Source organism: Cupriavidus basilensis (assembly GCF_008801925.2).
GTDB lineage: Bacteria > Pseudomonadota > Gammaproteobacteria > Burkholderiales > Burkholderiaceae > Cupriavidus > Cupriavidus basilensis.
In genome coordinates this window covers 3,602,311-3,622,996 of sequence record NZ_CP062803.1, presented here as the reverse complement: position 1 = coordinate 3,622,996, position 20,686 = coordinate 3,602,311, and the positions used below count along the sequence as shown (strand labels likewise).

Annotated in this window: 15 protein-coding genes and 2 pseudogenes; 11 read left to right on the top strand and 6 right to left on the bottom strand. The window is 63.0% G+C overall.

The features are described 5' to 3' along the window. Positions 1–117: 117 nt before the first annotated feature. The 3 genes from F7R26_RS16605 to F7R26_RS16595 all read left to right on the top strand — a co-directional run bounded on the left by F7R26_RS16605 (position 118) and on the right by F7R26_RS16595 (position 2,684). Positions 118–1,338, top strand: a complete 1,221-nt coding sequence (locus F7R26_RS16605) for a helix-turn-helix domain-containing protein (RefSeq protein ID WP_150990852.1) — start codon at positions 118–120, stop codon at positions 1,336–1,338. Positions 1,339–1,401: 63 nt separating this feature from the next. Further along, complete coding sequence (locus F7R26_RS16600) at positions 1,402–2,088, top strand: Vgb family protein (protein ID WP_150990854.1); 687 nt, start codon at positions 1,402–1,404, stop codon at positions 2,086–2,088. Positions 2,089–2,192: 104 nt separating this feature from the next. After that, positions 2,193–2,684: a hypothetical protein gene (locus tag F7R26_RS16595; RefSeq protein ID WP_150990856.1), complete on the top strand. Its 492-nt coding sequence runs from the start codon at positions 2,193–2,195 to the stop codon at positions 2,682–2,684. A 105-nt stretch (positions 2,685–2,789) separates the two neighbouring features. On the opposite strand, the gene F7R26_RS16590 is transcribed toward F7R26_RS16595, so the two are convergent. Both F7R26_RS16590 and argC read right to left on the bottom strand, forming a co-directional pair. Next, positions 2,790–3,020 (bottom strand): hypothetical protein, encoded by a 231-nt coding sequence (locus F7R26_RS16590; RefSeq protein WP_150990858.1) that lies wholly within the window; start codon positions 3,018–3,020, stop codon positions 2,790–2,792. 560 nt (positions 3,021–3,580) lie between these two features. Then, complete coding sequence (argC, locus tag F7R26_RS16585; protein ID WP_150990860.1) at positions 3,581–4,510, bottom strand: N-acetyl-gamma-glutamyl-phosphate reductase; 930 nt, start codon at positions 4,508–4,510, stop codon at positions 3,581–3,583. 129 nt (positions 4,511–4,639) lie between these two features. Between argC and F7R26_RS16580 the strand changes: the two genes are divergently transcribed. The 4 genes and pseudogenes from F7R26_RS16580 to F7R26_RS16565 all read left to right on the top strand — a co-directional run bounded on the left by F7R26_RS16580 (position 4,640) and on the right by F7R26_RS16565 (position 10,029). Then, positions 4,640–5,524: a LysR family transcriptional regulator gene (locus F7R26_RS16580; protein ID WP_150990862.1), complete on the top strand. Its 885-nt coding sequence runs from the start codon at positions 4,640–4,642 to the stop codon at positions 5,522–5,524. 144 nt (positions 5,525–5,668) lie between these two features. Next, positions 5,669–5,938: pseudogene (locus tag F7R26_RS16575) on the top strand (glutathione transferase); the annotation flags it as partial. Between the two features lie 313 nt (positions 5,939–6,251). After that, the gene (locus F7R26_RS16570; RefSeq protein WP_150990866.1) at positions 6,252–7,925 is read left to right on the top strand and encodes an ABC-F family ATP-binding cassette domain-containing protein; all 1,674 of its coding nucleotides are present in this window, start codon (positions 6,252–6,254) and stop codon (positions 7,923–7,925) included. A 523-nt stretch (positions 7,926–8,448) separates the two neighbouring features. After that, complete coding sequence (locus tag F7R26_RS16565) at positions 8,449–10,029, top strand: isocitrate lyase (RefSeq protein ID WP_150990868.1); 1,581 nt, start codon at positions 8,449–8,451, stop codon at positions 10,027–10,029. Positions 10,030–10,377: 348 nt separating this feature from the next. Here the strand turns inward: F7R26_RS16565 and F7R26_RS16560 are convergent, their stop codons facing one another. The 4 genes from F7R26_RS16560 to F7R26_RS16545 form a co-directional block, all read right to left on the bottom strand. Then, positions 10,378–12,675 carry a xanthine dehydrogenase family protein molybdopterin-binding subunit gene (locus F7R26_RS16560; RefSeq protein ID WP_150990870.1) on the bottom strand — a complete coding sequence of 766 codons (2,298 nt, stop codon included), beginning with the start codon at positions 12,673–12,675 and terminating at the stop codon, positions 10,378–10,380. Then, positions 12,672–13,139 carry a (2Fe-2S)-binding protein gene (locus F7R26_RS16555; RefSeq protein WP_150990872.1) on the bottom strand — a complete coding sequence of 156 codons (468 nt, stop codon included), beginning with the start codon at positions 13,137–13,139 and terminating at the stop codon, positions 12,672–12,674. The genes F7R26_RS16560 and F7R26_RS16555 overlap by 4 nt, the downstream gene beginning before the upstream one ends. 93 nt (positions 13,140–13,232) lie before the next feature. Beyond that, complete coding sequence (locus F7R26_RS16550) at positions 13,233–13,715, bottom strand: MerR family transcriptional regulator (protein ID WP_150990941.1); 483 nt, start codon at positions 13,713–13,715, stop codon at positions 13,233–13,235. A 249-nt stretch (positions 13,716–13,964) separates the two neighbouring features. Further along, positions 13,965–15,209 (bottom strand): saccharopine dehydrogenase family protein, encoded by a 1,245-nt coding sequence (locus F7R26_RS16545; protein WP_150990874.1) that lies wholly within the window; start codon positions 15,207–15,209, stop codon positions 13,965–13,967. A gap of 562 nt (positions 15,210–15,771) precedes the next feature. Here F7R26_RS16545 and F7R26_RS16540 point away from each other — a divergent pair. The 4 genes and pseudogenes from F7R26_RS16540 (at position 15,772) to F7R26_RS16530 (ending at position 20,508) form a co-directional block, all read left to right on the top strand. Beyond that, positions 15,772–17,007 carry an NADH:flavin oxidoreductase/NADH oxidase family protein gene (locus tag F7R26_RS16540; protein WP_150990943.1) on the top strand — a complete coding sequence of 412 codons (1,236 nt, stop codon included), beginning with the start codon at positions 15,772–15,774 and terminating at the stop codon, positions 17,005–17,007. Positions 17,008–17,326: 319 nt separating this feature from the next. After that, complete coding sequence (locus tag F7R26_RS16535; RefSeq protein WP_150990876.1) at positions 17,327–18,310, top strand: acetoacetate decarboxylase (ADC); 984 nt, start codon at positions 17,327–17,329, stop codon at positions 18,308–18,310. A gap of 135 nt (positions 18,311–18,445) precedes the next feature. After that, positions 18,446–18,670, top strand: a pseudogene (locus F7R26_RS41035) (integrase); the annotation flags it as partial. Positions 18,671–19,101: 431 nt separating this feature from the next. Further along, positions 19,102–20,508: a DUF1214 domain-containing protein gene (locus F7R26_RS16530; RefSeq protein WP_241754348.1), complete on the top strand. Its 1,407-nt coding sequence runs from the start codon at positions 19,102–19,104 to the stop codon at positions 20,506–20,508. The last annotated feature ends 178 nt before the right edge of the window (positions 20,509–20,686 follow it).

The window sequence follows — 20,686 nt, the reverse complement described above, 5'->3', positions numbered from 1 at the left end:
CATCGTCGTTCGCTCAGTACCAGCTACCAGGGACGATGTGCGGGTTGGTGGTCGTGATAGATTAGTGCCGGGCATCCGAACGGCGGGAGTGACAAGTGTGGCGCGATTGGGATTCAGATGGATTCGCTGATCACGGCCGCGGCGCGCGCGCTCGCGGCGGGTGACCCGCTTGGTGCGCTGAACCGGGTCGCCTTGCGCGACGACGCGCCAGCGCTTGCGCTGCGTGGCATCGCGATGGCGCAGCTTGGCGATCTCGTGCGCGCGAAGGCGCTGGTGCGAAGCGCGGCGCGCGCCTTCGGCCCGAAAGAGGCCGTGGCCCGCGCGCGGTGCGTCGTCGCCGAGGCCGAGATCGCGCTGGCCTCGCGCGACCTGAGCTGGCCGGCGAAGGCGCTCGACGCAGCGCGCGCCACCCTGGAGGCGCACGGCGACCCGGTGAACGCCGCGCACGCGCGGTTTCTCGAAGCCAGGCGCCTCCTGCTGATCGGGCGCCTCGACGAGGCCGAGCTGACGCTGGCCCAGCTCGACCCCGCGCCCTTTCCGCCCGCGTCCAGCGCCGTCCATGCGCTGGTCGTTGCGGGGATCGCGCTGCGGCGCCTGCGCACAAAGGCGGCACGCGCCGCGCTTGCCCGGGCTGAGCACGCCGCGCGCCACGCCGGCATCCCTGCGCTGACGGCGGAGGTCCAGAGCGCATTCCTCGTCCTGCAAACGCCCGCGGCGCGCCTGATTGCGCGTGGCCAAGAGCGGTTCCTGCTGCTCGATGAGGTGGAAGCGTTGCTGGCATCCAAGGCGCTGGTTGTGGACGCGTGCCGTCATGCCGTGCGTGAGGCGGGCACGGTGGTCTCGCTGGCGAGGCGTCCGGTGCTGTTCGCGCTCGCACGCGCGCTGGCCGAAGCGTGGCCTGCGGACGTGCCGAGGGACGCGCTGATTGCGCGGGCATTCCGTGCCCGGCACGCCGATGCGTCGCATCGCGCGCGGCTACGCGTTGAAATCGGGCGGCTTCGCACCTTGCTTGGGCCGCTGGCCGGCGTGGGCGCGACCCGGCGCGGGTTTGCGCTGGTGCCGCACGTCGCCCGCGAGGTTGTCGTGCTGGCGAGGCCCGTCGACGAGGCGCACGCGGCGGTGCTCGCTGTCGTTGCGGACGGTGAGTCATGGTCTAGCTCGGCCCTGGCAGTGGCCCTTGGCGCCAGCCAGCGCACCGTGCAGCGCGCACTCGACGCGCTTGCGGCAGCAGGCAAGGTGCAGTCGTTTGGCCGCGGGCGCGCGCGCCGCTGGCTGACGCCGCCCGTGCCTGGATTCGCGACGACCTTGTTACTCCCCGCGCCACTGCCGGGTGACTAGAATGCACTGCATCGATTGCCCTTCATCGATTGCCCTTCACTGCAGCGTCATGAGGATGGAAACATGAAACGATCAGCGGCCGAAATCATCCGTGAGTATGGTCCCTTTCCGGGTGTCGACAGCGTGCATGGGGTTACCTATGACGGCCAGCAAGTCTGGTTTGCCACCGGCGACAAGCTGATCGCGCTGGACCCGGCGAGCGGGAAGACGCTGCGCGCGATGGATGTCGCCTCACACGCGGGAACCGCCTTCGACGGCCAGCACCTGTTCCAGATTGCCGAGGATCGCATCCAGAAGATCGATCCGCAGACCGGCCGCGTGGTCGCCACGATTCCGGCGCCCGGCGGCGGCAACGACTCGGGACTCGCATGGGCCGAAGGCACGCTCTGGGTGGGGCAGTACCGGGAGCGCAAGATCCATCAGGTCGATCCCCAGACCGGGGAGATTCTTCGCACCATCGAGTCCAATCGCTTCGTCACCGGGGTCACATGGGTCGAAGGAGAGCTCTGGCACGGCACCTGGGAAGGCGAGCAGAGCGAGTTGCGCAAGGTCGATCCCCAAACGGGAAAGGTCCTGGAGAGCATCGAGATGCCAGGCGGCGTCGGCGTGTCGGGGCTCGAATCCAATGGCGGCGACCAGTTCTTCTGCGGAGGCGGCGACAGCGGGAAGGTGAGAGCCGTGCGCCGGCCCGCGCGAGGCGGCGCGGCCGGCAGCAACGCCGGGATCCCTGTCGACGCCACTAGCAAGTAACCGAGGCGACCCTCACGGGCGACGGTGGCGGAAGCGGGGGCCACCTGATACCCGTCGCTAAACGGTATATACTGTTTAGCCTGTTTTTGATTTTGAGAGTTGCCGTGAATTCACCCATCATCAAGCCGCCGACGAACGAGGTCTTCTATTTTCCGACGAGCGTGCAAGTAGCCGACAGCGGCGCAGCCGCCCCCAAGGAGAAGACGCCAAGGGTCTCGGGCAGCAAGAAGGCAGTGTCCAAGGTTGCGACGAAGGCGCAGACCAAGGTTGCAACGAAGGCCGGGACCAAGGCCGAGACGAAACCGCAGAAGAGCAAGCCATCGAAGGTGGAAGCTCGCGCCGATGTGGCCGTGCCGAAAAAAGCGCAGGGCGCCAAGAAGGAAAAGGTGCTGCGCGACAGCTTCACGATGCCGAAGTCCGACTACGCGAAAATCGCCGAGCTCAAGCAGCGGTGCGTGGACGCGGGCGTGCAAATCAAGAAGAGCGAGATCCTGCGCGCCGGCTTGCTGCTGCTTGCCGCAAGCTCGCCGAAGCAATTGCTGGCCGCGGTCTCGAAAGTCGAAGCCATCAAGACCGGGCGTCCCGCGAAGGCTTAAGCGTCGCGCCGTGGGCCGGCGGGCTCCGGTTGCGGACAAAGCGCCTCGGGCCACGCCAGGCGCTCGTCGCGCGCCTGCGCGGCCTGCCGTTGCCGAAGCATCGGCCTATCCCTGTTTTGCCGAGCCCTCGAACTTGGCAAACACCCGAGCCTGGACCGCATCCATGACGGCGAGCACCTGCGCATCGGCGGGTGCACTTGCTGTCACGCCAGTCGCGTCCTTCGGTTTTGAGCCGACCGGATAGCACACAAACTCCGTATCGAACCTGCCTGCCGATTCCTTCTTCAGGCGCCGGTTGAGTGCCTTCAGGTATTGCTTCTTGGTGGTCTTTGACATAGGTGCCTCGGTCCTCCGTGCAGTTGCAAATAGCAGGGCGCAAGCGTCGTGACGCATGGTCCCCGTTTCCGTTGAAGTGCTTCCACGACTCTCTTCTTCGCCGACACTAGAACATAGCCCAGGAAGTTCCCATTGGTCAAATGTGCGTCCCGGGGCTGCTGGAGCTGGCACTTGCGCTGCCTGGTGGGCCAGCTTCGCATCACCGGGTACGCCAGCGTACCGACGCCTGGCGTGGCCGTGCACCATCAAGCCGGTGGAAACTCGCGCGTTCAAGTTCATCATCCAGACTGGTCGACATGGCCTATGGCAACGTCAAAATAGTGCTGACGGCCGCGGCGTGAGGCAGGGGGGAGTGGGGCAAGCACCCGGTCACGGTGGCTTCCCGAACCGCCATCAGGAAACCGGAGTCTGTCATGTCCCAACGCGTGCTATCCGTGGACCAGGTGCTGCTCGAACCCGGCAAGCGGATCGAGGCGAGGAACCCGGCGGCGGCCGCGACCAGAATGGCCAACAATTGTTGGCATATGGGGCGGCCGAACGTTAGCTCAAGCCATCGGCCACTATTGCTGCGTGAGCATCAGGTTCAGGTTCTGAACCGCAGCGCCGGATGCGCCTTTGCCAAGATTATCGAACACCGCGGACAGCAGGACGTGCCCGTGTTCCATGTTGGGAAATACGCTCAAGCGCATGTCGTTCGTGCCGTTCAGCACTTGTGGATCCAGGTGTTTCAAGGCGCACGATTCGTGCAGCGGCAAGACATGGACGTGGGCAGCCTCGGCGTAGTGGCGTGCGAGGCATGCGTGTAACGTAGCGCCATCCACGCCGGGTGCCAGCAGCCGCAGCGCCAAGGGCACCGTCAGCACGATGCCCTGGCGGAACGCACCCAACGCAGGGATGAAGATGGGACGCTGCGCGAGCCCGGCGTGCTGCTGGATCTCCGGGGTGTGCTTGTGCGCGAGTTCCAGGCCATATACCTGGTATGAAAGCGCGTTGGCGGCACCCTGGCCCTCATGTTCCTCCACGCCGGCACGACCGCGTCCGGAGTAGCCCGACACCGCATGAATGCTGATAGGGTAGTCCGCTGGTATGAGCCCAGCTTGCAACAGCGGACGCAGCAAGCCAATGGCGCCGGTCGGATAGCAACCGGGATTGGTGACCCGACGTGCGTTGGCAATGCGCTCAGCCTGTCCCTGCGTCATTTCCGGAAAACCGTATGTCCAGTCGGGCTGTGTGCGGTGGGCGGAGCTTGCGTCGATGACCCTGACGGCAGGATTCACAATGGCGTGCACCGCCTCGCGCGCGGCGGCATCCGGCAAACAGAGGATGGCGATGTCGCAGGCGTTGATGGCTTCTGCGCGACGGCGCGGATCCTTGCGCTCCGCAGCGGCAAGCGTGAACAGCCTGAGGTCGGTCCGGTCGCGCAGCCGTTCGTGGATTTGCAACCCCGTGGTGCCTTGGTCGCCGTCGATGAAAACAAGGGGAAAGCGCATACGTGAAATACTCCGGTGACTGCGGGTTTTGACAAGGAGAACGAGCCCCTATGTTCCACGGACCGCTAGAATAGAGAAAGTTGTATTTCATAACGTGAATATTCAGTTTTTCTGAATCTGGACGCCAACATGCGAGAGATCAGCCTGGACCGTTTGCGCACTCTGGTCGCCATTGCCGACCGTGGCTCATTTGTCGAAGCGGCGCGTGCATTGCACCTGGCGCCGCCAACGGTCAGCCTCCACATCGCTGAACTCGAAGACCGCATCGGGGCGCCACTCCTGTCACGCAAGCGCGGACATGTCAGGCCGTCGGCGATAGGAGAGGTGCTGGTGGAGCGCGCGCGCCGGCTGCTGGCCGATGCGGAGCAGGCGTTAGACGATATTCAACGCCAGGTGCAAGGGCTCGAAGGGCGCGCGCGGCTCGGTGCGTCGACCGGGGTGATCGCGCACCTGTTGCCGCAAGCGCTTGAGGTGCTGCGCCAGGACCATCCCGCTATTGACATTCAGGTTGCCGTACTCACTTCGCAAGAAACGCTGTCCCGGCTGGCGGATGGCAGGCTGGATGTCGGGCTGATCGCACTGCCTCAGCCCCCGGTGGCTGGACTCGTGATAAAGCCTTGGCGCCGCGACCCCGTGATGGCCTTTTTGCCGGCGCATTGGCGGTGTCCGGCCCGCGTCACGCCTGAATGGCTCGCTGCCCAACCTCTGATTCTCAATGACGCGACCACGCGACTCTCGCGACTGACCGCGGAGTGGTTCGCGACCGCGGGGCACCATCCTGCCCCGCGCATTCAGCTCAACTACAACGACGCGATCAAAAGTCTGGTCGCGGCAGGCTACGGCGCAGCGCTGTTGCCCCATGAGGCCACTACGCCATTGCCCGATGGGCGCATCGTCATGCGTGCGCTGCGCCCGGCGTTGTGGCGCCGGCTCGGCATTGCACATCGTGCGGGGTACGTTGAGCGTTCCACGCAACACGTGCTTGATGTGTTGTGGGGGCTGCGATTGGCGTAGGCGTTGCCATTCGCCATTCGCCATTCGCCATTCGCCGCTTCGGTTCGTTCCCGCTGGGACAGTAGCCTTATTGCACGCCGACGAGCAAATGGCCGGTTCGTAGAAATCTGACGGACAGAATTGGGGCGGCCGAGCGCTGGCCGCGTATTTTATGGCGCGCCCGCGGCGCCCCTATCTGCGGCAGCAAGTATGGCTGCGGGAAAACTGTTTTCTGCTTGCGAGGTGCTGCTTGCCGACCACTCACCGAACCTCTTGGGCGAGTGGTGCATCGCAGACGTCGACCTTGCTCTGATGCTGAACCGGCTCGTCCGCAATGGTGATGCGGTGCCGGGAAGGTTGGCTGACTACGCTGCGCACCAGTGGCGAAGGCCGTCTGTTCAGCGTTGGGTCGCCCTGAATCGCCCACCGCTGTGAAGCCCTTGAACTTGCCGCTCATTGCATATGCGACCGGCTAGTTGCTAGCCTCGTACCGCACTCCTGAAGGCGGCTGAAAGCACGGCAAGCGCATCGCGTGGCTAGCCTTGTCGAGGTCGCAAAGGCGAATTGGTCCCTTGGCAAAGGGCTCGCGCAATACGCCTGAGCCGGTGGTCGATGCTGTTGATCGCCTTGCTTTGTGGCCGGTGGGCGCCGCAAGGCGCAAGCGGCGCTTTGCGGCGTGCGGCCAGAAAAGCGACGGTCCTGCACGTCCGGTCGGCTATCATGCCATTCCTCTCCGAAGTGGCTCCCTATGATTTCCGTCCGTAATGTCACGCTGCGTCGTGGCGTCAATGCCGTACTCGACCGCGCATCCGTCACCTTCAACCCCGGCGAAAAGATCGGTCTTGTCGGGCGCAATGGCGCTGGCAAGTCGTCCTTCTTCGCCCTTCTCAACGGCACGCTGCATGAAGACAGCGGCGAGTTCTCGATTCCCGCTGCATGGAAGATGGGCCAGGTCGCGCAGGATATGCCGGAGACGGAGCAGAGCGCGACGGACTTCGTCGTCGAGGGTGACACCGTGCTGCTGGCCGCGCAGGCCGAAGTCGCCGCCGCCGAGGCCAGCGACGACGGCATGCGCATGGCGCACGCCTACATGGCCCTGCACGACGCCGGTGCACACGATGCCCCCGCACGCGCCCAGGCGCTGATCCTGGGCCTTGGCTTCAGTGCCGCGCAGCTTAGTCAGCCGGTCAACAGTTTCTCCGGCGGCTGGCGCATGCGACTGCAACTGGCGCGCGCGCTCATGTGCCCGTCCGACCTGCTGCTGCTCGACGAGCCGACCAATCACCTGGACCTCGACGCGCTGGTCTGGCTGGAAGCCTGGCTCAAGCGCTATCAAGGCACCATGGTCGTGATCAGCCACGACCGCGAATTCCTCGACGCGGTGACGCAGGTGACGGTGCACGTCGACAACGCCAAGCTCGTGCGTTATGGCGGCAACTACAGCAAGTTCGAAGACATGCGCGCTGAGCAACTCCTGTTGCAGCAGGCCGCGATGGCCAGGCAGGCAGACAAGATCGCCCACCTGCAGAAATTCATCGACCGTTTCAAGGCCAAGGCCTCGAAGGCGAAGCAGGCGCAGAGCCGGGTCAAGGCGCTCGAGCGCATGGAGAGAATCGCGCCGGTGCTTGCCGACGCAGAGTTCAACTTCGAGTTCAAGGAGCCACTCAACGTCCCGAACCCGCTGTTGTCGATGCTGGACGCGAGCTTCGGCTACCCGGCGCCGACCGACGCACTGTCGGGCACGCCGCCCACGGTCATCGTGCGGGGCATCAACCGTTCCGTGCTGGCCGGGCAGCGCATCGGCATTCTCGGTGCCAACGGCCAAGGCAAGTCCACGCTGGTGAAGACGGTGGCGCACGCGCTGGCGCCGATTTCCGGCGAAATCAGCGAAGGCAAAGGCCTGAATATCGGCTACTTCGCACAGCAGGAACTCGACGTGCTGCGCCCGCTCGACACGCCGCTGGAACACATGATCCGCCTTGCCAAGGACACGCCGGCGCACATGCGCGCGCCCGGCCAGAGTGGTACGGAGCAATCCCTTCGCACCTTCCTCGGCACATTCAGCTTCAGCGGCGACATGGTCCATCAGGCGGTCGGCACGATGAGCGGCGGCGAAAAGGCGCGGCTCGTGCTGTGCATGATCGTGTGGCAGCGTCCCAACCTGCTGCTGCTCGACGAGCCTACCAACCACCTCGACCTGGCCACACGCGAAGCGCTAGGCATGGCGCTCAACGAATTCGAAGGCACGGTGATGCTGGTCAGCCACGACCGGGCCCTGCTGCGGGCCGTATGCGACGAGTTCTGGCTGGTCACCAAGGGCGGCGTCGAGCCCTTCGACGGGGATCTGGACGACTACCAGCAGTTCCTGCGCGACGAAGCCCGTCGCATGCGCGAGCAGCCTGCCGCAATGGGCGCTGCCTGAGATATTCACCGGCCGCTTTGGCGGCGACCACGGAAGTTCGTAGTTCAGTCGGGGCGATCGAGCACTGGCCGGCGACGAACTTCCGGGTTCGGCCAGTTCGCGACGATTCTCGCCCGAGATCGAATGATCGCAGCAGGCACGAAGACAGCCACACGTTTCGTTTCTGCATCGCCTCATGACCCTGTTCGTTCGACAGGCGTCTACAAAATCCCCCCAACTATCGTTGCTCAAGCCATCTGGGCTTGCCTTCACTTCTAGCCACTGAAAGCGCTTTTCACATTGCGGAATTCACGCCGGGTTTCCGCGGTGTTTTGTTTTCGTTCCTCGAAAACGCGTTCCGCATCGCGAAATTAAATGCCTATCTCATTGAAAAATAAGGGAAAACCAACTCTTATGTCTTATATAAGACTTCACCGCAGTGCACCAGAAGCGCCATACAATGATTCCACGCTGCCTGCTTCGACATTCATAGATCCGTAGCGGCACAAGCACCCCTTTCTTCAAACACGCTTAGGAATTCGACATGGCCCAGTATCAAGACGACATCAAGGCAGTTGCCGGTTTGAAAGAGAACCACGGCAGCGCATGGAATGCCATCAACCCCGAGTATGCTGCCCGCATGCGTGCCCAGAACAAATTCAAGACGGGCCTGGACATTGCCAAGTACACCGCCAAGATCATGCGCGCCGACATGGCCGCCTATGATGCCGATTCGTCCAAGTACACCCAGTCGCTGGGTTGCTGGCACGGCTTCATCGGCCAGCAGAAGATGATCTCCATCAAGAAGCACTTCAACAGCACCGAGCGCCGCTACCTTTACCTGTCCGGCTGGATGGTGGCCGCACTGCGCTCCGAGTTCGGCCCGCTGCCGGACCAGTCGATGCACGAAAAGACCTCCGTCAGCGCGCTGATCCGCGAGCTGTACACCTTCCTGCGCCAGGCCGACGCCCGTGAACTGGGCGGCCTGTTCCGCGAACTGGATGCTGCCCAGGGACCCGCCAAGGCCGCCATCCAGGCAAAAATCGACAACCACGTCACCCACGTTGTGCCCATCATCGCGGATATCGACGCGGGCTTCGGCAACGCCGAAGCAACGTACCTGTTGGCCAAGCAGTTCATCGAAGCGGGCGCCTGCTGCATTCAGATCGAAAACCAGGTGTCCGACGAGAAGCAGTGCGGCCACCAGGATGGCAAGGTCACCGTGCCGCACGAGGACTTCCTGGCCAAGATCCGCGCCATCCGCTACGCCTTCCTGGAACTGGGCGTGGACGACGGCGTCATCGTGGCCCGTACCGACTCGCTGGGCGCTGGCCTGACCAAGCAGATCGCCGTGACCAACACGGCGGGTGACCTGGGCGATCAATACAATTCCTTCCTCGATTGCGAAGAACTGTCGGCCGACGAACTGGGCAATGGCGACGTCATCATCAAGCGCGACGGCAAGCTGCTGCGTCCCAAGCGCCTGCCTAGCAACCTGTTCCAGTTCCGCGCCGGCACGGGCGAAGCGCGCTGCGTGCTGGATTGCGTCACCGCACTGCAAAACGGCGCTGACCTGCTGTGGATCGAGACCGAAAAGCCGCATATCGCCCAGATCGGCGGCATGGTCAGCGAGATTCGCAAAGTCATCCCGAACGCCAAGCTGGTGTACAACAACAGCCCATCGTTCAACTGGACCCTGAATTTCCGCCAGCAGGTGTATGACGCGATGAAGGCCGAGGGCAAGGATGTGTCGGCATACGAGCGCAGCCAGCTGATGAACGTGGAATACGATCAGACCGAACTGGCGAAGCTCGCCGACGAAAAGATCCGGACCTTCCAGGCCGACTCGTCGCGCGAAGCCGGTATCTTCCACCATCTGATTACGCTGCCGACCTACCACACCGCCGCACTGTCGACCGACAACCTGGCCAAGGAATACTTCGGCGACCAGGGCATGCTGGGTTATGTGGCCGGCGTGCAGCGCAAGGAAATCCGCCAGGGCATCGCCTGCGTCAAGCACCAGAACATGTCCGGCTCGGACATCGGCGACGACCACAAGGAGTATTTCAGCGGCGAAGCAGCCCTGAAGGCGGCAGGTAAGGACAACACCATGAACCAGTTCTGATACCAGTTCTGATACCAGTAGTACGCCCCAAAACACAACGCCAACCCAAAGCGGGTTGGCGTTTTTTTATCCGGCGATATAGCGCGCGGAGGGGGGCTCATCGAACGATTTCCAGTGCGCTTACATGCCGAAGCTTTACGTGTGGCTCGGTAGGGAACGACGCGCAGCGGATGCGCAGACGGCGATTCGATGAAGGTGCTTTGCGCGACTCAGGCAAGAGCAGCCTTTTCGCGGACGGCGGACTCGTTCGATATTGCCAGGATTGTCGTCACAGACCGCTGATATTGCTGCGCCGGCCACTCTCCGTGGCCGACGCCGCGAAATATCCACTTTGCTTTTGCCTTTGCCTTACGCAATCGGCAGTTGTCGCACCGGTTTGCCGGTGAGCTGGGCGACGGCATGTGCCACGGCCGGCGCAACCGGGGGCACGGCGATTTCACCAGCGCCGCTGGGCTCGGCCGTGCTGGGCACGAGGTGGGTTTCGATCACCGGTGTCTCCCCCATCTTCAGCAGCGGATAGTCGGGGAAGTTGGCCTGTACGACCTGCCCGTCCTTGATCTGGACCTGGCCGTACAGTGCCGCAGTCAGCCCGAAGATGATCCCGCTTTCCATCTGCTGCGCAACGATGTCCGGGTTGATCACCGTGCCGCAGTCCGCGGCGCAGACAACGCGATGTACACGCGGCTTGCCGTCCCTGAGCGACACTTCCGCCACCTGCGCCACCACCGAGCCAAACGCATTGTGCAGCGCGAGCCCGCGCGCACGCGGCGCACCGTCTGCGGCTGGTGCCAGTGGCTGGCCCCAGCCTGCCGCCTGCGCCAGGGTGTCGAGCACCTTCAGCTCACGCGGGTGCGCCTTGAGCAAGTCGCGCCGCATCGCCAGCGGGTCAAGCTTGGCAGCGGCCGCCACGTCGTTCAGGAAGCCCTCGAGGAAGAACCCGGTGTAGGAATGGCCGACGCTGCGCCAGAACCCGATCGGGACCGGCAAATCGACCACCATGTGCGCGATGTGCTCGTGCTCGATCTCGTACGGCAGGTCGAACAGGCCTTCGGCTGTATAGCGGTCAATACCGGGCGACGGCACGCCGAACAGACGCTCCAGCTCGCCGGCCAGGATCGACTGCGCGGCACTGCGCGAGGCGATGGCCGTCACCTTGCCATGCTCGACGCGTGCCTTCAGCCGTGCGATGGCCTGCGGGCGATAGAAGTCGTGGCGGAAGTCGTCTTCGCGCGTCCAGATCACCTGTACCGGGCGGCCCTCGGTCTTGGTGGCGATCGACACGGCCTGGCCGATGAAATCCGACTCCAGCCGCCGTCCGAATCCGCCGCCAATGAGCGGGATGTCGATCTGCACCTGGTTGCGGCTCACACCTGCGGCGCGCGCGGCGACCAGTTGCGCCAGCGTGGCCACCTGGGTGGGCGCCCATAGCTGCACGCCATCCTTGCTGACCTGCGCCGTGCAGTTGATCGGCTCCATGGCGGCATGCGCCAGGTACGGCACACTGTATTCGGCCTCGACGATGGTTGCGCCACCCGTCTTGTCAAAGGCCTTCAGGCCATCGCCCATCGAACGGTACGTGAAGCCGCTCTTGTCGCTGTCGAGCGCGCTAACGAGCTGGCGCCGGATGCCCGCGGAATCGAGCGAGGCATGCGGCCCGTTGTCCCAGACCGGTTCGAGCTTTTCCAGGGCCTGTCGCGCCTGCCAGTAGTGGTCGGCCACCACGGCCACGCCCGGTGCGCCACCCGCCGAGCCCTCGAACGGCACGACATACCGCACACCGGGCATGGCAAGCGCCGCCTTCGACTGGAAGGTCTTGAGCTTGCCGCCAAACACCGGACACATGACGACCGCCGCATACAACATGCCAGGCGGCCGCACATCGATGGCAAAGCGTGCGCTGCCATCCGTCTTGTCGGCGATGTCATTGCGCGGCGCAGGCTTGCCAATCAGTTGATATTGCGCAGCCGGTTTGAGCGTGACGCTCGATGGCGGCGCAATGTCGCGCGCCTTGCGCGCGACCGAAGAGAAAGGCATCTGCTTGCCGCCCGGGCCAATGAGCTGGCCTTCCCGCACCGTTACCTGCGCCGCCTGCACGCCCCATTCGCGCGCAGCCGCTTCCACCAGCGTGGCGCGCGCAGTTGCGGCGGCCTCGCGCACGGGCTGCCAGCCGTCGGCCACGCTGCTGCTGCCGCCCGTGATGATGAGGCCGATCTCGCGCGCGCTCTTTGCCATGATCCAGTGCAGCGCGCGCGCCCAGGTCTTGTCAGCGTCGTCCGGATGCAGCGGCAGCGAGCTGTCGCCCATGGCGACGACATTGCCATAGATTCGCTCGATGGGCGACGACTCGATGCTCACCCGCGCCAGCGGAATATCGAGTTCCTCAGCGGCCAGCATCGAGAGCGCGGTGTGGATGCCCTGGCCCATCTCTACCCGCGGCATGGCCAGGATGACGTTGCCCCCCGGCGTGATCTTGATCCAGCCGTTCAGGGCAATCTGGCCGGACTTTTCAGGGAATACCTCGGGACCGCCAAGCCGGCTGCGCGGGGGCATCACGCCCCAGCCCACCACCAGCGCGCCGCCAAGGCCGAGCGCCCCCAGCAGGAATCGGCGCCGTCCACGGCGCGGGGTCGTTGCGTTGCGGCTCATGCGTGGCCCTCGCGCAGCGCCTTCGCGGCACGTTTGATGGCGGTACGCACGCGCGGATAGGTGCCGCAGCGGCACAGGTTGGTGATGGCCACATCGATGTCGGCATCACTAGGGTCTGGCTGCCGGGCCAGCAGGTCCGCCGCCGCCATCAGCATGCCCGACTGGCAGTAGCCACATTGCGGCACCTGTTCGTCAATCCAGGCCTGCTGTAGCGCGTGGCGCTTGCCCGGTGCGCTGGCCAGCCCTTCGATCGTGGTGATGCGCTTGCCGGCCACCGCCGCCACGGGCAGGACGCAGGACCGCACCGCCGTGCCATCCAGATGCACGGTACACGCGCCGCAAGCCGCGACGCCGCAGCCGAACTTCGTCCCTGTCAGGTTCAGGTGGTCCCGCAGCACCCACAGCAAGGGGGTGGCAGGGTCGCATTCAACGCTGACCGGCTGGTGGTTCACGTCCAGAATCATGTGTTATCTCCTTGCCCTTACCGAAATGCATGCTGGCTTGTCGCGCATGCCGAGCGCTTTGGCCGCACAGTTGCGCCGACCATCGACGGTGCATCAGCCAGTCCTGCCTGACCGGCGCCGGCTCGCCTTGCGAAGGGTAGTGACATCGCCGGTCGCCAGGGCTGGGCTTTCCAATTCCCCGGATCGTATCCACGACAACACCCTGCCCGCATTGGTAGCACAGTCAATTTCCTCAGGTTTCGCCTCGATCTGCGCCAGGAGTGCGACGAGGTGCGCCTTGCTCTGCGCAAGCCGCCTCTCCAGCGCCTCGATGTCCTGCACCTTGCTGCGGAGCGTTTCAATCAACGAGCCATGCTCCCAGCGCGCCAGGTCGGGCGGTAGCAGCGTACGAATCTCGTCCAGACTAAAGCCGGCCTGCTGCGCAGTCGCGATCAGCTCGAGCACCAGCACCGCCTGAGGTGGATAGGTCCGGTAGCCGTTCGGCTGACGCTCGACCTTCAACAGGCCGATGCCTTCGTAAAAGCGGATGCGCGACGGGGCAAGGCCAGTGCGCTCCGCCAGTTCCCCGATCTTCATGTTCACCACACTCCTCAAACAGTTTGAAGTCGCCCTCAAGAATCTCTGACTCTATCGTCTCTGGCTCTATACATCAGTTAAAACGCACTATCGACTGCCGCTATGTCGAGCTCGTCCCGCGGACGAACCGCTTGCGCTTGATCCGATGCTGCCATGCCTTGGCTTCTCCGTTTTCAGCGTTTGGCCAGCGCCATCCTGGCTTGCAGGCGGAACGCGCGTGGCATTTCGTGGCATTTGTCAGGTGCTTCGTCATATCACCTCGAAGCGCAAACCAGCATGGCGCGTCAGGCGGTCGATAAAGCGCTCGTCGAACATCGTCGCCGGTGTCCAGAAGCCGCCACCGCGCCCGATCTTGATGCCGTTCTTAACGTGATCCAGTGCCAGGCTGGCCGCCGCCTGGCCAAGTATCTTGCTGGTGGAACCATAACCCGGATCGCGATCGCCCGTGACTTTCACACGTAAGGTCTGGCCCCCTGCGGTTCGACCCAGGAAGCGCAGATCGTAGCGACCGGCCAGCTGTGCCGCAGGGCTTGGCCCTTCACCGGGCTTGGGCAACAAGAAGCGCTCCATCACGGCACGTATGGGGCTGACGACGGCTCCCGCCAGGAACGCACCGAGACCCGCCACGATCGTCAGTGCAGTCAAGCGGCCTCTGAAACCCACCCCCGTCAGCATCGCTTCGTCATACGTGAACGAGTTGCCATAGGCCTTACCGGACAAAGCGTTGGAGCGGTGAACCACGCGCTCATTGATCGCCGCCATGACGAAGGGGGCTATCCAGGCATCGAAGTCGGTATCGAATTCAGCGGCGCTAACGTAGTGCTGGCGCGCCGTGAGACTGTGGCCTGTGGGGCAAAGCGCATAGGGGTTGACCAGCTCCTTGCGCAAGGAAGGATCGGCAGCGGCCTCCTTGACCACGTTGATCATGCTGGCCACCGTGCCGCCTGAAGCGCCGCCCTTGAGTGTCTTGACGCGCATCTTGACGTGGGCGGCCGGGGCACCAAAATGCCGCATCGCCTGTCGTTGCAAGAAATAGACGCCCATGTCGGAGGGCACCGAATCGAAGCCGCAGCAATGCACGATGCGCGCCCCCGATTGCTGGGCCGTGGCCTCATATTTCTCGATCATCCGTTTGATCCACTGGGTCTCGCCCGTGAGGTCGCAGTAGTCCGTGCCACTTTGCGCGCATACCTTGATCAGCGGTTCGCCATACAGCGCGTAGGGGCCGACGGTGGACACCACCACCCGGGTCTGCGCGCACAGGGCCTGCAACTGGGCTTCGTTCGCAGCGTCCGCCACGATGATGGGCAGGGATTGCCCCGCCGCGCCCAGCGAGCGCCTGACGTCCTCAAGCTTCGCTTCGGATCGGCCCGCAATGGCCCAGCGCAAGGTTTCAGCCTGAGCCGAGAGGTATTCCGCCAGGTATCGCGTCAGGATCTGGCCAACAAAGCTGGTGGCGCCAAAGACGACGACGTCATAGTCTGGGGCGGTCATGGGCGCTCCCTAGCGGCGCAGATTGCCGAGGGGCTGGAATTCAAGCCTTCCGGCTCACCTTCCATCGGTCCGAATTCGATCCGTGTGAACCGCCTATCCGTCTTCATTGCGCTTTCTCGATGATTGACCCGCTACGCAGTGCCCGAGGCGAGCCAACTCACAGCCGGCAGCCAGTAGCCAGTAGCCAGCACTTTAAGGTTAAACGCAACTTTAAGGTCAAGCATCCAGATGCGGATCGTTCAGGTTGGCCCCATTCCGGTCACCTTGTGGGCGGGAAAGTGGCTTATGCGCTACATAGGAGAAGCGAAGAGGGGATACGTGACAACAATGCATGGCGTTGAGATCTTCTACGAAGGCTGGGGCCACGTGACGCACAGGTGGTTTTCTTCCATCACGGTCGGCGCACCCAGTGCTGACGACCGGGATGCCCGGAAGGCCCGTGTTCGGTGTCCAGTTCTCGCAGCCATGCGCGGCGATGCATATACATCACCTCGCAAAAGGCATTGACATTAAAGTTGACTTCAACCTTAAAGTCGAATCACGATCAAAACGAGGTGACTCCATGAACGTGTTCGACAAGTTGACCCTTCGTAACGGTTCAATCGTTCCGAATCGCATCGCCAAAGCCGCCATGGAAGAGAACATGGCGGACGCTGACCACGCACCCTCCGAGGCGCTGATGCGCCTGTACGAGGCCTGGGCAGAGGGGGGGGCCGGCCTGCTGATGACCGGCAATGTGATGGTGGACAGCCGTGCCATGACGGGGCCCGGCGGCGTCGTGCTGGAAGACGCCAGGCACCTGGACCGGTTCAGGCGCTGGGCACGGGTCGGCCGGTCCAAGGGGGCGCAGTTCTGGCTGCAGATCAACCATCCCGGCCGCCAGATGCCTGCCAATCTGGGGCAGCCCACCTGGGCTCCCTCCGCCGTGTCAATGAACCTGGGCAATATGTCCAGGCACTTCAACACGCCGCAGGCGATGACGCAGGAGGTGATCGAGGACGTGATCCAGCGCTTTGCCCGTACGGCGCAACTGGGGGAACAGGCAGGTTTCACGGGCGTCGAAATTCACGCGGCGCACGGCTACCTGCTGAGCCAGTTCCTCTCGCCGTTGAGCAACCAAAGAACAGATGCGTGGGGTGGCCCGCTGGAAAACCGCGCTCGCTTGCTCTTTGAGATCATCAAGGCCGTACGCGCCGTGGTCTCGCCCGGATTCGCCGTTGCCGTCAAGCTGAACTCTGCCGACTTCCAGCGTGGCGGCTTCAGCGCGGATGACGCCCGCCAGGTTGTGATGATGCTCAACGCGCTTGCCGTTGACCTGGTCGAGTTGTCGGGAGGCAGCTATGAGGCCCCGGCCATGCAGGGTGAAGCCCGCGACGGCAGCACGCTCGCCCGCGAGGCCTACTTTGTCGAGTTCGCCCGCGACATCCGCACGGTGGCGGAGATGCCAGTGATGGTCACAGGCGGCATCCGCCGTCGGCCGGTGGCCGAGCAAGTGGTCAGGAGCGGCGTGGACATGGTTGGCATCGGTACCGCCCTGGCCATTGACCCCAATCTGCCGCGCGACTGGCGCGCTGGCAAAGACAGTGCGCCTGCGTTGCTGCCGATCAGTTGGAAGAACAAGCCGCTGGCCGCATTGGCCAACATGGCGGCAGTCAAGTTTCAACTGCGCCAGCTAAGCCGAGGCAAGGCCACGGATCCCAGGGTGTCACCACTGCGTGCGCTGATCCTGCAACAGGTGTCCAACGCATGCCGCGTCCGCCAATACCGGCGCTGGGTGGCGCAGCGCGTCCATGCCTGACCGGCCAGACAACGCTGCAAGCTGATGCCCGGACCCTTCGGACCCCAAGCATCCATGAACGCACCGCTGACGAACGTGCTCGCCCTCGTGATGACATCCGTGCTTATGCTTCCCCTGCTGGGGCAAGCACAGGCCCGTGGTTCACAGGATGTTGCCGCGCAAGGTGCGCGCGTGCCGGTTGTCGTCACTAATCACGCGGACTACCCGAGTCGCCAGGCAGTGGTCGACGCGTCACGGGCTTATCCGATTTCGAGGGGCGCTTGTCGGGCACCCGGGATCCATTCCCGTTCTCAACTTAAGCACCCAAAGTATCGTCAAGATGAAAATCAGCAATCTTGCTGCAGCAGGGGTAATCATGAGTGTCTTCTTGAATCCTGCATGGGCCGATGAGACATCGGAAACCAGGCAAACCGAAAGCACAACAATCAGCATCGCCGGCCATGAGGTCCCTGTGGTCAAAGGCGGGCTGTATGACCGCTATCGCTCCAATCCTCCGCTTTCCGTCATTGCGTCCGAAGCGCCAGACGTTGACTTGAGTTGGTTCAAAGAACTCAGGAAGGAGACAGTGAATATCGGCTTTGAATCCCATTCGCCCAACTTCTACTACAAGAACAGCAGGGTGACGGTCATCTTCACCGCCGACTTGAACAAGCTTCGGGAATTGATGCCTGCCCAAGTCCTGGAGAAGGTTCAACCGCTCCAGGTCTGGCCGGGCAGGGGCCTTGTCGCACTCACCGCTTACGCCTATGACTATTGCGACAACGACAGCTACAACGAGATTGGTCTCTCCGTCATCACGAATCGGCCGGGTAGCGCCAATCTCGGGCCGCTGACCTTGATGCGTCAGGCGATGTCGAACGACTTCTGGGGCTACGTACTGAAGCTTCCGGTCAATACCGAGCTTGCCAGGGTACGGGGTGTTGTTGGCTACAATCTACCCAAGTGGCTGACGGGCATTAACTACCGGGAAACCGACGAGTCAGTTGTCGTCGAGATCTTTGACAGCGAGACGGGCAAGGTCGATGTCACCATCGAAGCCAGGAGGCTGGACGATCTTTCAAAAAAGATCTCCACGGTGACCAATAGCTTTACAAATGTCGATCAGCAAGGGCGATTAACCACGGGTTATGCGATTTCCCGTCAGCTCAGTCATGCCTCCAGCACAAGTGCGGAGGCGGTGAGCCTCAGCCTGACAGAAGGAAGTCTATCGACGTTCATTAAGTCCCTGGAGCTAGGCAAGATGCTCAAGTACGAGTACGTGCCCGAATTCCAAAGCGCGCTGTATGCCCCCAAGCCGCTGTAATCCTTTCCTGTCGTCGAGTCGACGCCGGTAGCCCCACGGGCATGTCTGGGGGCTACCGCCTTTTATCCTTGTCATCCGACGCAGCCCCCCACAGATGTTGCCGCCTTGGCGCGTGACATTGGCAGATAACAATAGGCCCGGTTGGTACACCGGGGGGGGGGCGTGTCAATCGGGCTCGACGACACGGCTTACGGCACGCACACCATGCGACGCACGAAGGCATCGTTGACCTACCGGCGGACAAGGCATCTTCGGGCGGTACAGTTGCTGCTTGGGCACATGAAGTGCGAAATCACGGTCCGATACCTCGGCACTGCGGTAGATGACGCCCTCGAAATGGCCGAACAAACAGGGGTGTAAGGCTTGCAAGGGCCGCAGAGCGGTCGCTTGCCGGCCATCTCCTGCCTTTCGCCGGCGTGCGCCCCGCAGACACTCAAACGGCCGTTCCGCAGCAAGCAGCGAACGTTCACTCGCATATCACTCTCGTCGCGTCATGGGCCTTTGCGGACTTACACATCTGTGTTCGACGCTGCCGGTCTGGTGTTGATCGCTCGCCCCGCATCGCCGGCGGCTCGAAAATCTGATGAAGCCTGCGGGGCCCCGAGTTTTAAATAACAGAAGACTTGCCCCACCACAGCGTCTGCAGGCAGCCGAATTAGTGCAGGCTAGCGCGCTATGGCATGAAGATGCCCCCCAAAAAAACGAAGGAACTTAAATCTCCCGCAAGAAAACTAAGTTCTCCCCGCCCCGGTTGTCGGCCATAGTGGGAAGCCCGCATCTTCGCTGCGGATATGCCACAAAGCAAACTGACAAAACCGGAACGGACGACCAACGCCATGCGCGCTCCCAAATGGATTGTGACCTCAATCGCAGCAGGCTTCATAGGCCTTGGCATGACCGCCTGCAGCTCACCCAGTACGAGCACGACCGCGAGCAGTGCGACTGCGAGCGCCGCCGCTCCCTCCGATGAGCAGATCGTCTCGGCCTGGACGTATCTGTACGGGCGCTACCTGGTTCTGCAGCAAGAGAACTACGACATCAACATCGAGAAGGTCGGCTACAACAGGATCAAGTACAACCCGCTGGGTTCCGCCCAGTTCGTGAATCCGAACCTCGACGTGGCCTATCTGGAAGCTTGGCTCGCCACAGACAACGATCACGCCGTCATCCTGAATGTTCCAAAAATCAAGGGGCGTTACTACACCGCCCAACTGCTCGACGGGTGGGGCGAAGTCATCACCAATATCAACGAGCGTACGTATCCGGATCACCCGTATGGCAAGTTTGCGCTGGTGATCAAGGGAACCAATCCCCCGGTGCCGGCTGACGCGGTCAGGATCGAGTTGCCGTCGGCCAAGGCAAAGATGCTGGCGCGCGTGGAGATCAAGGGTACGCCTGAGACGGCCAAGCGGCTGCAGCACCAGTTCACGCTGGATGTACCTGCCGGCATCAGCATCGATTTGCCGCATCCGGTGCCGGCTTTTACCCCGGCCGCCCCGATTCGCGCGGAGATCTTCGACAACGTAGCCGCAGTGCTGGCCACTTATCCCGACGTCATGCCGAAGGCGCCAGAGTTCCAGGCCTCGGCGCTCAGCGTTGCCAACTATATGAATGGCAACGACGCCGCGCGCAAACGGGTGGATGACGTTGTCCAGACCAAGGCAATCCCCGCTTTCCTGGTGGGCGCGAAGGGATTCGGAACGCAAAAGGGCGGGTGGTCGGTGACGTATGTGGCTGGGAAATTTGGTAACGACGTCATGGCCCGCGATATCGTCAACTATGGCGGCTTGTGGGCCAATGTCATCAGCGAGGCACTCTATTTTATCGGCCTGACCGACAGCGACAAGCAGCCGCTCGACGGCAGCAAGACCTACGAAATCCGGTTTCCGAAGGGCGAAAAGCCGGACGCACACGTCAACGGATTTTGGTCCACGACGCTGTACAGCGTGCCGGACTATCGTGTGGTACCCAATCCGATGCACCGCTACAACCTGAACAACGTCTCGCATCTGAAGGCCAATGCAGACGGCAGCACCAGCATTTGGCTTGCACCAGTGCGACCCGACAAAGTGCCCCAAAGCAACTGGCTGCCCACCCCGGCGGGCAAGGGCTTCTCGCTGAACTTCCGCACCTATGTGCCGAAGGAAGATGTCCAGCGAGGCGAGTGGTTTCCGGCACCAATCCGGCTGGTGAAGTAACTGTCGACTCTTGCCGCAGGGGCGTGCCGGCTGCTGGCCTGCGCAGGCTAGGCCCCGGCATCGCCTTCCTGAGCCGTTACTTCGTCTGAGTCATGGCCATTTGCTCGACCCGGCTCAGTGCCTTCATTCGGAAGGGTGGACCGAGAGATCCGGGGTGACGTTGTATCGAATGACGTAC